The 14,937-nt window shown below is 56.5% G+C and carries 16 protein-coding genes and 1 pseudogene; 6 read left to right on the top strand and 11 right to left on the bottom strand.

What is annotated here, in order from left to right:
* Positions 1 to 364: 364 nt before the first annotated feature.
* A complete protein-coding gene (locus HBOR_RS16460) occupies positions 365 to 685 on the top strand; it encodes a DUF7853 family protein (protein ID WP_006054681.1) in 321 nt (106 codons plus the stop codon).
* 534 nt (positions 686 to 1,219) lie between these two features.
* On the opposite strand, the gene HBOR_RS16465 is transcribed toward HBOR_RS16460, so the two are convergent.
* The 9 genes and pseudogenes from HBOR_RS16465 to HBOR_RS16500 all read right to left on the bottom strand — a co-directional run bounded on the left by HBOR_RS16465 (position 1,220) and on the right by HBOR_RS16500 (position 10,332).
* The gene (locus tag HBOR_RS16465) at positions 1,220 to 1,612 is read right to left on the bottom strand and encodes a winged helix-turn-helix transcriptional regulator (protein WP_006054680.1); all 393 of its coding nucleotides are present in this window, start codon (positions 1,610 to 1,612) and stop codon (positions 1,220 to 1,222) included.
* A gap of 216 nt (positions 1,613 to 1,828) precedes the next feature.
* A pseudogene (locus HBOR_RS20385) lies at positions 1,829 to 2,361 on the bottom strand (IS6 family transposase); the annotation flags it as partial.
* 55 nt (positions 2,362 to 2,416) lie between these two features.
* Positions 2,417 to 3,094 carry an IS6-like element ISHbo1 family transposase gene (locus tag HBOR_RS16470; RefSeq protein WP_013440764.1) on the bottom strand — a complete coding sequence of 226 codons (678 nt, stop codon included), beginning with the start codon at positions 3,092 to 3,094 and terminating at the stop codon, positions 2,417 to 2,419.
* A 532-nt stretch (positions 3,095 to 3,626) separates the two neighbouring features.
* Complete coding sequence (locus HBOR_RS16475; RefSeq protein ID WP_006054678.1) at positions 3,627 to 4,760, bottom strand: citrate synthase/methylcitrate synthase; 1,134 nt, start codon at positions 4,758 to 4,760, stop codon at positions 3,627 to 3,629.
* A gap of 195 nt (positions 4,761 to 4,955) precedes the next feature.
* Positions 4,956 to 6,068, bottom strand: coding sequence for a copper-containing nitrite reductase (gene nirK, locus HBOR_RS16480; protein ID WP_013440765.1), 1,113 nt, complete (start codon positions 6,066 to 6,068; stop codon positions 4,956 to 4,958).
* Between the two features lie 356 nt (positions 6,069 to 6,424).
* The gene (locus HBOR_RS16485) at positions 6,425 to 8,725 is read right to left on the bottom strand and encodes a nitric-oxide reductase large subunit (protein ID WP_006054676.1); all 2,301 of its coding nucleotides are present in this window, start codon (positions 8,723 to 8,725) and stop codon (positions 6,425 to 6,427) included.
* 157 nt (positions 8,726 to 8,882) lie between these two features.
* Positions 8,883 to 9,161, bottom strand: a complete 279-nt coding sequence (locus HBOR_RS16490; RefSeq protein WP_006054675.1) for a DUF7521 family protein — start codon at positions 9,159 to 9,161, stop codon at positions 8,883 to 8,885.
* A complete protein-coding gene (locus HBOR_RS16495; RefSeq protein WP_006054674.1) occupies positions 9,158 to 9,532 on the bottom strand; it encodes a winged helix-turn-helix domain-containing protein in 375 nt (124 codons plus the stop codon). The genes HBOR_RS16490 and HBOR_RS16495 overlap by 4 nt, the downstream gene beginning before the upstream one ends.
* A 143-nt stretch (positions 9,533 to 9,675) precedes the next feature.
* A complete protein-coding gene (locus HBOR_RS16500; protein WP_006054673.1) occupies positions 9,676 to 10,332 on the bottom strand; it encodes a helix-turn-helix domain-containing protein in 657 nt (218 codons plus the stop codon).
* Positions 10,333 to 10,466: 134 nt separating this feature from the next.
* On the opposite strand from HBOR_RS16500, the gene HBOR_RS16505 reads away from it, so the two are divergent.
* The gene (locus HBOR_RS16505) at positions 10,467 to 10,703 is read left to right on the top strand and encodes a DUF2249 domain-containing protein (RefSeq protein WP_006054672.1); all 237 of its coding nucleotides are present in this window, start codon (positions 10,467 to 10,469) and stop codon (positions 10,701 to 10,703) included.
* Between the two features lie 60 nt (positions 10,704 to 10,763).
* Here the strand turns inward: HBOR_RS16505 and HBOR_RS16510 are convergent, their stop codons facing one another.
* Positions 10,764 to 11,033 (bottom strand): DUF2249 domain-containing protein, encoded by a 270-nt coding sequence (locus HBOR_RS16510; protein ID WP_006054671.1) that lies wholly within the window; start codon positions 11,031 to 11,033, stop codon positions 10,764 to 10,766.
* Between the two features lie 88 nt (positions 11,034 to 11,121).
* On the opposite strand from HBOR_RS16510, the gene HBOR_RS16515 reads away from it, so the two are divergent.
* The 3 genes from HBOR_RS16515 to HBOR_RS16525 all read left to right on the top strand — a co-directional run bounded on the left by HBOR_RS16515 (position 11,122) and on the right by HBOR_RS16525 (position 13,172).
* Entirely contained in the window at positions 11,122 to 12,234 is a 1,113-nt protein-coding gene (locus HBOR_RS16515; protein ID WP_013440767.1) for a TIGR04053 family radical SAM/SPASM domain-containing protein, read from the top strand.
* On the top strand, positions 12,215 to 12,529 hold the full coding sequence (locus tag HBOR_RS16520) for a glutamyl-tRNAGlu reductase (RefSeq protein ID WP_006054669.1): 315 nt from the start codon (positions 12,215 to 12,217) through the stop codon (positions 12,527 to 12,529). Before HBOR_RS16515 ends, HBOR_RS16520 begins: the two co-directional genes overlap by 20 nt.
* Before the next feature lie 100 nt (positions 12,530 to 12,629).
* Positions 12,630 to 13,172, top strand: a complete 543-nt coding sequence (locus tag HBOR_RS16525) for a halocyanin domain-containing protein (protein WP_006054668.1) — start codon at positions 12,630 to 12,632, stop codon at positions 13,170 to 13,172.
* 47 nt (positions 13,173 to 13,219) lie between these two features.
* Here HBOR_RS16525 and HBOR_RS16530 read toward each other — a convergent pair whose 3' ends face one another.
* Positions 13,220 to 13,546 (bottom strand): CGCGG family putative rSAM-modified RiPP protein, encoded by a 327-nt coding sequence (locus HBOR_RS16530; RefSeq protein WP_174261601.1) that lies wholly within the window; start codon positions 13,544 to 13,546, stop codon positions 13,220 to 13,222.
* Between the two features lie 192 nt (positions 13,547 to 13,738).
* Between HBOR_RS16530 and HBOR_RS16535 the strand changes: the two genes are divergently transcribed.
* The gene (locus HBOR_RS16535; RefSeq protein ID WP_006054666.1) at positions 13,739 to 14,905 is read left to right on the top strand and encodes a hypothetical protein; all 1,167 of its coding nucleotides are present in this window, start codon (positions 13,739 to 13,741) and stop codon (positions 14,903 to 14,905) included.
* Positions 14,906 to 14,937: the final 32 nt, after the last annotated feature.

Genomic DNA, 14,937 nt, shown 5'->3' on the forward strand with positions numbered 1-14,937 from the left:
CTCCATAGAACGGGTGGCAATGTGGCTAGCGGTACACCTACCTACTCACTTAGACCGCCGGACCGCAGACAACCAAATCCACACGGTCGAGTCCTTTACTGACAAGTGCAACGGGAGCGTAGAAGCAACGAGCGCCCCATACGGAACGTTGGGAGTCTCTTTACAAGGTTACGGATGTAACGGGGAGTTACCTGAAGGAAACCACTTGCTGTACTCTTTCGACGTTACCCGCCCGTTCGCTGCTCAAGTTAAAATATCTACCCCCTCACTGGCTGGTTACATACTTTCGGCAAAGTTAACACAGAGTTATATCTCTCTCGCCACAAGTAGCGACTGTAGGGGACCTCACACGGGGGAACCAAGAATGTCTACCGGAACCAACACCGCACCCGCATCCAAATTCGAGTTCACGTTAGAGGAACAATGGGCGATACACCAAGCGTTCCTCGACTACGTTGAGGTGGCAATGCGAGATGACACCGATCTGCCAAAGCCAACCGTCGAAATCGTGATCCTAGAAAAGCTCGAAGACGGTAACTTCTCGTTTACTGCATTCGAACTGGAGCGACTTCGCTACGAGTGTGACCACCACGCAGAAAGCGAATACACCCCCGAGATTGATCGCGAACCCGCACGGACTGTTGTCGAGAAAATCGACCGCCAGTCCGGTGACTCGGGCTGCTGATCGATATCAACTGCGCTCTTCTTCCCTCATCCCAGCACAGAATCCATATTTTCGGACAGTTCACGAAATAGATCGTCTCTCCTCACGTGAATTTGCAATTTTTCTTCGGCTTCAAGCGTCTGCCCATATTTGCAATACTCGAGATTGTGCGGTATAGAGACACTAAACGAGAACGGTTTGAACAGAACCGAAAAGCAAGGCTACTCACTTAGTCCGACAGTACGATATTGACATGCTTGAGGTCCACAAAAGAGACAATAGAAAAGGGCCGGCTCAGTGAGTCAGGGTGTCAGTTGGATGGGGTGCATGACGAGTCCAGCCGACCCAATTCACATCTCGTGAGCCAGCTAAATGATTATTTGGTTACAATTTGGTAATGAAGTGACCAGCAGTAACTACGTCAGAGGAGGTAGGTCGTAACCGAAACGCCGTGCTAGATACGATAGCGACCGCGCAGTCTGGTGGGAGAGTCAGTTCACTCACGATCTGAAAGCGGAGATGGCGGGACAACACGATAGTTCGGGTCTCGGCTGGTCAGACAATCGAATCAGTCTGATCCTCGGGTTCGCTGAGGTGTTCCAATCCCCAATCACGCATCGCGTAGATGATTGGCGAGAGTGAATCGCCATGGTGAGTGAGTGAATACTGAACACGGAACGGCCGTTCGCTGATGATCTCACGGTTGACGATCTGTTTTTCTTCGAGGTCTTCCAAACTGTCTGAGAGTACTTTGCTCGAGATACCGTCAACGTCCTCTTTGAGTTCGTTGAACCCGCTCGGCCCGTGTTCAAGGAGACGGTGAATTATCACCGGGTGCCACTTCTTTCCGATGAGTGTCGCCGTCGTCGTCACTGGACACCAATCCTCTCCTGCACACCAGACCGGTATCTTCTCGATTGGATCTTCATGCCCGCCTGTGTCAGACATACACCCACATAGGGACCCTGTTCGGATAGTAGTAACGTATAGATATGTAGTTACGTTTAGTTATTCGATATTAATTCGGCTTCTGATCAAGCAGAGATCACAGTTGATCAGACAGTACAGGAGTCAAAAAATACAACATAGAGACAATCATTCTGTCAAAATACTCAAGATGAAACTACATTGAGTAGTATCTAAATAGAGAGACAATAGCACTGTCTACGTAGTGACTTCCTCAGCCGGTGTTCGTCCATCGAGCGCTTGATGCGGTCGTCGGAAGCATAGTATTGCGCGAATTGTATAAACTACTTGTGGGTGCTCGCGTGACATCTCACCCAGAAATCATGGAAACAGTCGGCTCGCATGTGAGGGTGTAAAACAATATTCTTCGATAGTTTCGTTCGACGTAGTCGAGCCGACTGGTTAATCCTAATCGGGAGACGACAGTCCGATATCCATACCCACCAGCGAGAAACACAGCTTCTGAGAGATCAGTATCTCCGAGAATCGATGAAGAAAGGCGCAACCGGAGTGGTTCCCTGTCGTCCAAATAATTCGACGTCAAGAACCAGCTTTGTTTCAGAGAATATTGTATTTAACAGACAATATAACTCACCATTGATTTTGACAGCGGGTTCGTCAACCGCAACCCGCTTCGTCGTTTCCTCAGCGGGTTGTGACCGCTGTCAGCCAGCCGATATATCCATTCCAAACAGCTTGTGAGACCGTTCTATGCCGAGAGAGCAAAGAATTTGGTGGCTCTGTTGAAATAATCGATTAGTGATAGTTTGTCGAAGCCGGCACTGTCTAGTTAGTGACCTCCTCAACCGGCGTACGTCCGTTGAGCGATTGATGCGGTCGTTGAAAGTTATAGTATTGCGCAAATTGTATGAACCACTCGCGGATGCTTCCGTGACTGCCCACCCACGAATTATGGAAGCGGTCGACTCGCATTTTGAGGGTGTGAAACCATTTTTCGATGAGGTTTCGCTCGACGTAGTCAAGCCGACCGCTCAATCCTAATCGAGAGAGGGCAGTCTGATAGCCGTAGCCATCAACCAGAAACACAGCATCTGAGAGATCATGTTTCTCGGAAAGTCGATGGAGAAACGCAGCAGCCGGATCGGTACCATGCCGTCCAAACAACTCGACATCGAGAATCAGCTTCGTCTCGATGTCTATTGCGGCGTACAACCAAGACCACTCACCGTTGATTTTGACAGCGGTCTCATCAACCGCAACCCGCTTCGGCGTTGCCTCAGGCGGGTTGTGACCGCTGTCAGCCAGTCGATGTACCCACTGCCAAACAGCTTGATGAGAGCGTTCAACGCCGAGTATTCGAAGAATTTCTTTTGTCTCTCTAAGCGAACACCCGGTCGCGTGGAGCTGGACGGCGAACACCCTGACGGGTGTCGCCGTCCGCTCACGCTCCCAAGTTTCTTCATAATCCGTCTCAAAGCACTCGCTGAGCAGGTCTGCGAGCATCTTGACCAACTAACTCAACGACCTGCTCGTTCCTCAAACTGGCTTAACTAGACAGTGCCTCGAAGCCGTGCTGAATACAGAGTGCAAGTCGGTCACGGCCAAGTGGTATACAGATCAGGGGTCTATCGGACGCTTTTTTAGACAATTTCGAGACATATAGGAGATGAATCTCTCTATCCGTAGGAGCCCACTCGCACAATTCAGTATTACAGCTGCGTCTTCAGTCCTTGCCTCGAAGCTTCTCCGTCCCCAGACTCTCCTAGAAACAATCGTACTGGCAACTGCTGCTGGTCTTGGAGTCGTACTCAGTCAGCAGTTTTCCCTGTCATACCATATGGACAATCCCGGATTAGACGCTGCTCAAATAGAAGTAGACGACGTACTGGCACCGAACGACAGCCCCAGTTACGAGGCAACGGCCGCTCGAAGATGCACAGAAGATTCACCAGCGACGACCAATCTTACAAGAGACGCTCGGTACCGCTACGCAACCGAGGTGTGTTTCAGCCCAGAAAGCCGCAACAGAGACAGATTACCGGTTACTAACGGGAGTCCACGTCCGGTCGTTTTCTCCGACATAGCGTGCCCGGGGACGGATGAGACGGTTGTCTTCTAACTGCTCGCGGCAGTGGGCCGTCCAACCACCGACGCGGGAGATACCGAACGTTGCCGTGAACAGTTCCTTCGGAACACCAACACCGTGGAGAAGCGCAGCAGTGTAGAACTCGACGTTCGTCTGCAAGCGACGGTCCGGTTTATGCTCTTCGAGGATATCGACAGCAACATCCTCGAACGACGTAACGGTCTGGAAGAACTCGTCGTCATCGCTGGCTTCGTAGAATCGTTCGGCGGCCTCCGAAAGCACTGCCGCACGGGGGTCTCGAACACGGTAGACGCGATGACCGAATCCCATCAATCGCTCGCCGGCAGCCAGCGTCTCGCGGACGTACTCCTCAGGATTACCGGATTCGTGAACCGTCTGAAGCATGTCGAGGACGGGACCCGGTGCGCCGCCGTGGAGCGGTCCCTTCAGCGTCCCGACGGCGGCGGTCACCGCCGACACAACGTCCGACTCGGTCGAAACGACGACTCGGGCGCTGAACGTCGAGGCGTTCAGTCCGTGGTCGATGACGGTGTTGAGGTACGTCTCCAGTCCGCGAACCTCGTCATCGGTCGGTTCCACGCCGTTCAGCATATAGAGGTAGTTCTTAGCGTGACTGAACTCCGCACGTGGTTCGACCGGGTCTTCATCCTGTAGATACCGCCAGTACGTTGCGACAATAGTCGGGAAGACGGCAACGATACGACGGATATCTTCGTCTACGTCCTCGTCTCCGGTTCCGAGAGTAGCCGCGGCCGCACCCATTCGAAGGGCGTCCATCGCTGGTTTCTGCTCGTCAGCAGCTCGTTGGAGGACGGCGTGAACCTCGTCGCCGATTCCGCGACGGGCGGCGAGATCCGAGCGGAAGTCGTCAAGTTCTTCGCTGGACGGAAGTCGGTCGTGCAGCAAGAGAAATACGCTCTCCTCGTACGTCGCGTTGACTGCGAGTTCATCGACCGGGAACCCCCCGATAGTAAGTTCACCGACTTCACCATCGATTTGACTGAGACGTGTCTCCGCCACAGAGACATCCTCCAATCCGCGACTAAGAACCTCGTTACTCATATCTCTCGTTTTATTTGACACCATATTAATCGTGTGATATTGGCGTATTTCTCGAATCTAAAACGGCCACAACAAGAGGCGGAAAGAATAGCCCGTTGTCGGAGAGGCTTGTTGTTCGCACCAACGCGGGGATTTCTCACGTTCGGAGGGGTACCGAACGGGGGAGAGTGGAAAACCGGCAGTTGCACTGCGCAGTTATTCTCCACCCCCGCCGTAGATGGGTCCTTCATCGGAACCGTCTACCTCAGGATCGAATACGTCGGTGTTCTTTTTGCCGGTCACGTCAATCTCAGCGAGGTTGCCCTTCCGAGCGACCCGCGAGAGGGCGTGGTCAACCAGTTTGATACGCTCTGGAACGGGCATCTCCATCGTCCCGACCATCGTACTTCCCGGCGGGACCACCTGGGTCTGAATGTGCGTGTGGGGCTCCATCGACAGTGATCCGTTCGGGAAGCAATCCGACCAGACGTTGCCGATGGGGTGGAAGTTCGACTGAAGGTTCGGCCCACCAGTCACCATGAACACGCGGGCCGTCTCTCCAACGTTCGCTTGCAAGGGCCCCCGGTTGGCCGCGGCATACGCATACTTCTCACCGTTGAGGAGGACGTACGTCGGATCCTCACGAGCCATGGCCTCGAAGTCGAAGCCGTGATGGCCCTTCGTACCGGCTTCTTTGTCGGTATAGAGTTCGTGCTGACCGAAGTAGAACTCGCGGTCAACCTCGGGGAGTCCCTCCTTCGGTTCGACGAGAATAATCCCGAACATCCCAGCCGAGATGTGATAGTCGAGGTTCGGAACGGCACAGTGGTAGATGTACGCTCCCGGATACATCGCTTTGAACTGTTCTGAGTTCTCCTCGCCGGGCGCGGCGGTTGTGGCGACACTCCCACCACCGGTTCCGTAGATGGCGTGCATGTCCACGTTGTGTGGCATGTCGTTCTCCGGGAGATTCTTCAGCGTGAACGAGACGGTATCGCCCTGCCGAACACGAATCATCGGACCGGGGATCTGTCCGTCGAACGTCATGTAGTTGAACGTGACGCCCGGTTCAATCTCGGCGGTCACCTCCTTGGTTTCGAGCGTGACATCGTGATGTTTTGGTTCACTCCAATCGACTGGGTCGGGGATATCCGTCGGGTCGGCCGCTACTTTGTCAACCGTCGGTTTTGACGTAGACTGTGCTGTGGACTGGGCGGTTTTCGTCATTGCCTCGGTTGCTTCGGATGCCTCTCCGCTACAGCCAGCAACGGACGCTGTACCACCGACACCCAGAGCCTGCAGGACACGTCGACGCGTAGTTGCGAACATTGGCAGTTACCTCACACGTGAGCGTACCCATGGTACAACAATCAACCGCGTTCACGGTTCTATAAAACCGGAACGGCACCGAAGGTGTTCCCACCACGGTTTAATACCAAATCGATTCCAACCGAGGCAGTCGAGTTGGGAGAATGGGAGGAGAGAGGATTAGGTGAAGTTGAGAAGTTGAGAGAGTGAGAGGAGAGAGGATTAGGTGAAGTTGAGAAGTTGAGAGAGTGAGAGGAGAGAGGATTAGGGGAGTGGATAAAGTGGAGTTGAGGAGGAATCGATGAGGCAGAAAAAGAAACTGGGAGAAGCAGTGTGGGAAAATCAGTGCGAGAAAAAATCGGAGAGCGAGAAACGGCTCAGTCGTCGTCTTCAGCCATCACGCGGTCGGGAATTGTCCCCGACGGCGCTTCTCCGGGCGTCGAGACTGGACGGAGCGTGAACCGTTTTTTCACCATGTCGTAGGCGAACACGAGCGTTCCGAGGATAATCATCGTGTCGCCCGGGAGGCGCGCCCAGAATAGAAGCTGGACGAGTTCACCGTTGTAGAACGCGAGACTCCGAGCGGCGGCGTAACTCTGCGTAAACGCCGTCTCCAACTGCAGGAAGCCGACGGGAAGGACGCTCACGAACACCATGACCGCTAACCCGATGTTCCAGAGCCAGAACGCCCACCGGAGACGCTTGCCAGTCCACTGAGCGGGCTTTGCGGAAATTCGAAGCATGTACGTCGCCATCCCCAATGCGAGGAAACCGAACGCACCGAACATGGCTGCGTGTGCGTGCCCGACCGTGAGATACGTCCCGTGCTCGTAGTAGTTGATGAGCGGGAGGTTGATGAAGAAGCCGAGAACGCCAGCGCCGACGAAGTTCCAGAACCCGCTGGCGATGATGAACATGAACGGGAGCGTGTACGGGAATCCGTCATCGCTGGTCGCCAGCGCTCGGTACTGCCCCATCGCCTCAAACAGGATGAGGATGAGCGGAATGAGTTCGAGCGTGGAGAAAACCGATCCGAGCGGAACCCACACGTCGGGTTGGCCGACCCACCAGTAGTGGTGCGCCGCGCCGATCACACCCGATCCCATCACAAACAGGGCTTGGAACGCCACGGCTTTCTCGGCAGAGCGCTTTTTCAGGAGCCCCATGCTGACGAGGGTGAGGCCGACGATAGAGACGATGAAGAACTCGAACGCGCCTTCGACCCACATGTGGACGACCCACCAGCGCCAGAACTCCGTCATCACGATGTTCGTCTGCGGGGTATAGAGCATCCCAGCGGTGAACAGAAGGCCGATAGAACCGCCCGCGTAAACGATGAGATGGGCGAGACCGTAGCGGGATTCCCGTTTGATGAGCGGCCTGAATCCCCGCCAAACGAGCGCCGTCCACAGCACGAATCCGACGAGCAGGCCGACCTGCCAAAGGCGACCGACCTCCAGATATTCTAGTCCTTCGTTGCCGAGAATCCACCAGAGTGCGCCGTCGATGTATCCTTGCGCGCCGAACCAGATGCCCGCAAGTCCGCCGACGGCCGCGACGATGAGCGCACCCAACAGGACGTGGATGTACGTCTTCTGACGAGGTGGTTCGTAGTTAGTCAGAAGTGGCGGCAGGAACAGTCCGGCCCCGAGCCACAGCGACGCAATCCAGAGAATAGCGAGATCCAAGTGGAACGTCTTTGCCAGCGAAAAGGGGAGAACACTGATGAGTTCGACACCGAACAGTTTCTCGATGCCGAAGAAGGCGTGGCGTTCGACGTAGTAGTGCGCGAGTAATCCACCGAGTAACACTTGGAGTGCGAACAACGCCCCCGCGAGCGGGATAAAGCGGGTTGCGGCACGCTGGCTGGGCGAAAGCGAAATTTCGTCCGGCGGTGGGACTTCGATGCTCGTTATCTCTGGTTCGGGAAGTTCGACCGAGTTGTAGAGCCAGACGCCGATACCGACGGCCGCAACCAGCAACACCATGCTGATGACGCTCCACGTCATCGTCGAACCGGTCGGAGCGTTACCGGCTGCGGGGTTGTACGGCCACTCGTTCGTGAAACTGTGATCGCTTCCGGGGCGATCCGTATGAGAGATCCACGCCGTCCACATCGCGAAGTCGGCGAACCGACGAGCGTCTTCAGCCGATCCGATGAAGTCCGCTGGGAGGCCACGCTCGGCCGATCCTTCGTGGTATCGCTGGACATACTCTTCGCGGGCCTGCTCATGGGCGTACACTTCAGCGGCCGAGTACCGAATCGTCTCGGTGTTCTTCGCGAGTGACTCGTCTAAGTCCGCACGAACGAGGCTGTTCACACTCGCCTGTTCGGCAGTATCGAGTTTCTCGTACGCCGACCCGTGACGCTCTTGCGCGTAGTACTCGCGCATATACTGGACCTTCAAGTCCAGGGCGTCGGCCGTGTAATCGACTCCGTAATAAGCTCCGTTACCGAGGATGGAGCCGTGGTTCATCAGTCCGTCCTTCTGGAACGCTATCTTCCCGTTCTGTACCTGTGACTGAGTAACGATGACGTCGCCGTCCGGTCCGACGACTTCCTTCGGGATGGGCGGAACGTGCTGCGAAGAGTAGTACGCGCCGACACCCATCACCACGAGATTGATGATGAAGACGGCGACGAGCGCTTTCGCAATCGTTTGGCGACTGACTTTCATACCAATTTGAGGGTTCCAGCCGGTCGGTGTTTATGATAGGGACTGTTCTCAGCGCTCGGGAGGTGTACCGAACATATTCAGTTGGACGTATAGCCGTCCGAGACGGGGCCATTCGGGAGAACGGAGCGCGAGTAGAAGACAGAGACGGACAGGAATATCAGTCAACGTACAACGAGTAGAGGATAATCCCGAAGCCGACAGTGGTAAATAGACTTTCGACGACGAGCGCGAGATTCGGGTCGAGCGGAAGAAGTTGATCGACGACGCCCCCAAAAATAGCACCGAGGGTAACAACGCCGAAACCGATTGCGAGCGCCCGAAGCGCCGGTGATCGAGTCCGCCTGTACGCTTTGAATGCATGATACGTAATAGACCCACCGAGCAGGAGGGCGAGCGTCTTGAGAACGACGAGCGCCGTTGCGACGTTCGGGGTCATGTCTCTTTTTGCACCTCAGACCACAGTTCGGACAGACGCTCTTCGGGCGACTGATCTCGGTGTTCGATGATCAGTTCGATGGCGTTGTCTTCGGTGAGTGTGATTCTGACTTCGTCAAACGCGAGAATGTATCGCGTAGTGTGTCGGCCATCGGTTCGCAACTCGACCTGCTCTTCGAGGAGTGACGCCTCACTGAGGAGATCGAGCTTTCGGTACGTGGTCGAAAGCGGGACATCACAGGCGTCTGCGATGTCGTTTGCCGTCATCGCTCCATCGATGTGTTCGATGATCGTCCGGCAGTCTGGATCATCAAGTGCGTCTAACACGTCTTGTGTGTCCGGCGCGTCGGGAGCGAACGGGTCACGTTCCATAGATTCTGTCCGGGCTAAAGTCGATTGTTTCGGAGTCAATTGGTAGGCCATCTGTCTGAGTTTCGTCCCGTCGTCTGGAGTGAGCGGAACCAAGTCCGCAAAGCGGTACTACTGGTTGAGATGGGGAGACGGCAGGTGGCATCTCATGGGTGTGGAGATTCTATCGTCGTCCCGTCGAGGTCCTCCAAGAACTGCTTTACAATCTTCTCCTCGGCGCGATGCAACGTCTCGCTACACGTTGACTTCGCCAGTTCGAGCGTTTCGGCGAGGTCGGTGAGCGAACACTCCCGCGGTGTGTCGTAGTAACCACGTTCGACGGCAGCACTCACCAAGCGTAACTGCCGTTCGGTCAGCAACTGTTCGGGTTCGATATGCTGTCGGATCTCGTTGACAGTGAACGGAATACCGAACTCATCCAGTTGCGTTCCGAGTTCCGAGAGACGGTGTTGTGGAGCCGTAAGTTCCCACTCCGCCTGCCCGTCCTGAATTGTAAAAGGCATCGTCAACGGAACGCCCGAGTCCTGTACCGGAAAGAGGAGCAAGGGCATCGTCGTCTCGAACTGGACGAGTACCGTATCCTGGTACTGCTGGAGGATTTCGAGTTCGACCACCGAATCGCTGTCCTGGATGTCGGAGACGACATCCTGCAAGTCTGGAGCCGTAATCTCTGCGAGTCCCACTCCCGCTTCGTCGCCAGTGAGTGCAGACAAGATACGAACCGTCGCGTCCGGGTGCGCACGTGTGACGTCGCCGATCCAGATACCGTCGGGAATCGTCACCGTGAGATTTGCTCGTGGCATTGTCTCAATCGAATATATTCAGGTCCCATACCAAGTAATATTGCCGAACATGTTCGGCCAAACTGGCAGCGGGTCGAGGTTGCGACGAACACTATCGGCACAAGGGGTATCTTTGACTCGGAGAAATACCGTGTATGAGCTCAGAGATGCCCGAGAGAGAAACCCGCGAACTAGACGTACGAGAGATAGAGGGTGAACCGTTCGGAGAGATTGTGGCAGCACTTGATACGCTCTGCGAACACGAAACGCTGGTACTGGTCAACAGTTTCGAGCCAGTTCCACTCTACGACGTACTCGAACAGCGGGGATTCACGTACAAAACATCGCAGGAGGGGAGCGAGGAGTGGCACGTGAGAATTACGCACGCCTGAGGCAAACGACTCTACGCGACCGGCCAACCGCGTCCGTGATCTAAAATACTCGACTCCGGTTCAGGGAGGCGTGTGCCAGATAACCGTCGCAACGAACTCGTCTGCTTCGACGGTCTCGAAATCGTAGCCTCTGTCGGTCAGTTTCGGGTACAGATGCTGTGGCGCACGGTCGTTCATCTGCAGGAGAACGGTTTCATCGTCTAGTTCGGTCACCCGTTCGAGAGTGTTGCGAAGCGGTTTCGGTGGCGGAAGCTCCCTCGTGTCGAGCGTCTCCATCGGCCGGTCATCCGGTGCGCCCGTTTCTTCGACAATTCGTGTCAGGACTCCCATACGAGTCACTCAGTCGGCAAGGATGCAGACGATTGTCCCGAACACGTTCGGCAGTTCGCTTTCGCACACAGCAATCGGAGTTGCCACTATGAATCCCAGAGCGATCGACACGTCTCAGCGACCGTTCGTCCTCGTGTGGGAACTCACGCAGGCGTGCGAGTTAGCCTGCAAGCACTGTCGGGCCGACGCGAAACCGAATCGCCATCCGGACGAACTCACCACAGCGGAGGGACAGCAACTACTCGACGAGGCGGCCCAGTTCGGTGACGGGCAACTGGTCGTCCTCTCGGGTGGGGACCCACTTGCTCGGGAGGATGCCGCCGAACTCGTACAGTACGGAACCGACGCGGGTCTTCGAATGACGCTGACGCCGAGCGGAACGGCGTCCCTCACCCGTGACAGCATCGATGAACTAGCGGACGCGGGACTCCAGCGTGTTGCACTCAGTATCGACGGCGGATCCGCGGAGGCACACGACGCGTTCCGAAAAGAGAACGGGAGTTTCGATCAGACGGTCGCCGCGGCGGAGGCGGCGAAGTCGGCCGGGCTTCCGCTCCAAGTGAACACAACCGTGTGTGCGGAGACGGTGGACGAACTCCCGAAGATACGCCAGTTGGTTGAGGATTTAGGTGCAGTACTCTGGTCTGTGTTCTTCCTCGTCCCAGTTGGACGCGGACGCGTCCTTGACCCTATCTCACCAGCACGCGCCGAGGGCGTGATGGAGTGGTTAAGCCACGTGGCCGATGAAGCACGGTTCGGAGTCAAAACGACCGAAGCCCCGCACTACCGGCGCGTCGTCGCTCAGCGTGGAAGCGACTCGACTGACCGGCCGTCGGCGGACAGTATCGGTCGGCGGGCCGGAATCACCGCCGGCAACGGGTTCGCATTCGTCAGTCACATCGGCAAGGTGTACCCATCGGGCTTTCTGCCGCAATCAGCCGGAAACGTCCGAGAGCAAAGCGTCGTAGACATCTACCGGAATTCGGATTTATTCCGGTCGTTGCGCGATCCCGACGCACTCCGCGGTAAGTGCGGTGCGTGTGAGTTTCGGCATCTCTGCGGCGGGAGTCGATCACGGGCGTTCGCGTACACGCAAGACCCCTTGGAGTCGGACCCCCTCTGTGACTACGTCCCCGACGGGTACGAGGGCCAACTACCCGAACAGACGTTCACTGCACGAGATGCATCGACCGCCGACTGAACGGTCCGCTGACGCACCCGCTGATTCGATTTCCGGAACCGAACTCGACATCGAGACAGCCCAAGAGACGATCCGCGCCAGTGGTGAGAGTATCAAACGGGACGAGTTGGAGCGTGCGTTCGCTACGCTCGAATCGGAGGGAGAACTCACGACCGAGCAACGGAGAATTGTCGAACGGATGGCGACAGAAATCGTAGACGAAATCCTCGCCGCCCCCGAATCGATGTTAGAGACTGACAAATCAGCGGACCGAACAGCGCAAACGGTAGTTGAACTGTTCAGCACCGACCGATAGATCGAATCGGTCGGTACTGACCGACACCGAGAGGTACAGTCATCGAAGCGAATAGATTCATCACAAGCTTGAGGGAGACAACCGGTTACGTTCAGATGTTATGGAACGAGACGACCGATCGGTAAACCGTCGTACGATTCTCCGAGCGACTGGGGCGAGCGTCGTGGGCGTGGCGTTAGCTGGGTGTACCGGAGGCGGAAACGGCAGTACCGAACAACCGGAGAACGAAGAAGACAGTTCGAGTACGAAAACTGCCGAAGACGAAAGCGGTGATGCGGCCGAATCGTCCGGTGGGTCGTCGGACTTCGGCGGATGGATGGACAACGTGAGTAACTTCGAGAGCGTCACCGACGCTACTGGAAAAGACAAAGTGACCGTGAAAGTAGGTGCCAAAGGAAACGGTGGTGCTTACGCGTTCGCCCCGCCTGCAATCCGAGTCTCAAGTGGGACGACCGTCGTCTGGGAATGGACCGGAAAGGGGAGCTTTCACAACGTCGCTGCCAAGGACGGGAGTTTCAAGAGCGAACAAGTCAATAAGAAAGGACACACCTTCGAACACACGTTCAAGGAGAGCGGAACGCACAAGTACGCCTGCACGCCGCACGAGCCGATGGGCATGAAAGGCGTCGTCGTCGTCGAGTAACCTCGGAAATCACGCTTCTATCGTTTTCTCAGTTCGGTGAAAGCACGTCACTCAACGTATACGCGAGTGACATGACCACCGCACCCGCACTGCTGGATGTGTTCCCACGAGAGGTCGTCCCCGTAGGCTTCGTCCAACGCGTCGAAGAGGTACTCCGAAGGATGGCCGTGATCGCCGTGAGTGACGAGATTGACGTGGTTTCCGGGTTCCGTGTGCTCGATAGCGTCTATCGCCTGTGAGACGACCAGATCAACGTCCACGGCGTGCTGCGGTTGTTCGAGGTTGGCCGACCACGAGTTATCGTGCGTGCGGTCGGTGACTGGTGTCGGTTCGTCGTGGCCGTGGTCCGAACTGTGAGATGAGTGCATCTTCATTTGAACGGACGCGACGAACGAGGAAAGAAACGCGGCCGAACATGTTCCGAACGTCTTCGGGTGGAATCCTACATTCGGCGAAGTCGAACGGTGAGACATGGCTGGCGTTCTGTTGAGAAACATGGCCGATGTACCGTCGAGAAACAGAAGGGACACCGAACGCATAGCGGGTGGAGACGGGTGACGGCAGCAATGATTTCGCGGTGGTCCAGACGGTACGTACTCGTGAGTGCTGTGTTCCTCACAGGGTGGCAAGCGGGCGTCGTCGTCGGAATCCCGCGACGGACTGAGGTGGTTTTGGGACTATTCGGATTCGTCTTACACGTCATCTTCGGAAAGGCGTACTCGCTCGTTCCGACGTACTTCGATCGAACGGTGGCGTTTCCGTACGCGCCCGCCGTCCAGTTCCCGCTCGTTGCTGTCGGAACGGGCGGACTAGTCGCCTCATCGCTGGGTGTCGGACCGCCGTGGACCGGTGCGGCGGGTGCGATCCTGTGGTGTCTAGGTATCGGAACGTTTCTTTTTACCCTCGCTTGGACGATCCGAGAAAATCCGACCGGACGCGAAACGGCGACCGGCGACGCCAACGCTGAACGGCGGCCGGTAGACAGACTGGCAAACGGATTCGTCCCGGTCGCGCTGCTGTATCTACTCATTGGGGCGTACGAGACGCTCGCGGTGTACACCGCTTTGCCACCCTTTCTCGACGGCTATCCGCCGCAGGTGACGCATTTACTTGCGGCGGGAACCGCTGGCGTGATGTTGTTTGCTCTTGGCTTCCGAATGCTCCCCCGATTTATGGTCGCCCACCCACCGCGCTGGCCCGTCGGTGTGGTTCTCTCTACGGGCGCAGTCGGCCCGGTGCTACTGGCCGCGGGACTCGGTAGCGGGTGGCTGTTTCAGCTCGGTGCGCTGGTCCAAGCCGTCGCCGTGGCCGGATTCGCCACCGCCGTCGGAACGCTGTACATCCGCTCTGATCGACGTCGCGTCGGATTCTACGGTGTCCTCGCCGGGGCTGGATTCGGCGTGCTCGCCATCACTCTCGGTCTCCTGTTCGCGTTCAGTAGGATGTTGCCGTCACTCGTACGTGCGCATCTGCGTCTGAATCTCCTCGGGTTTCTCGGTCTCACTATCGTCGGCGTTACCTACCAGTTCTATCCGCCCGCTGTTGGAAATCTCCCGGGCGCGTCGAATCGAAGTGCTTTCTACTCGGTTATTGCACTCGCAGGCGGACTGCTCGCGCAACTCGTCGGTATCGGTGCGGGGGCCCCTCCACTAACGAACCTTGGCCACGTGCTGGCGTTGGGTGGGTCGCTCCTGTTTTTGTATCTAATCGTCGCCGCGTTGGATGCGAGGTGAGATTCCGAACACGTTCGTCTGTCCGGAACACG

The organism is Halogeometricum borinquense DSM 11551 (assembly GCF_000172995.2).
Taxonomy (GTDB): domain Archaea; phylum Halobacteriota; class Halobacteria; order Halobacteriales; family Haloferacaceae; genus Halogeometricum; species Halogeometricum borinquense.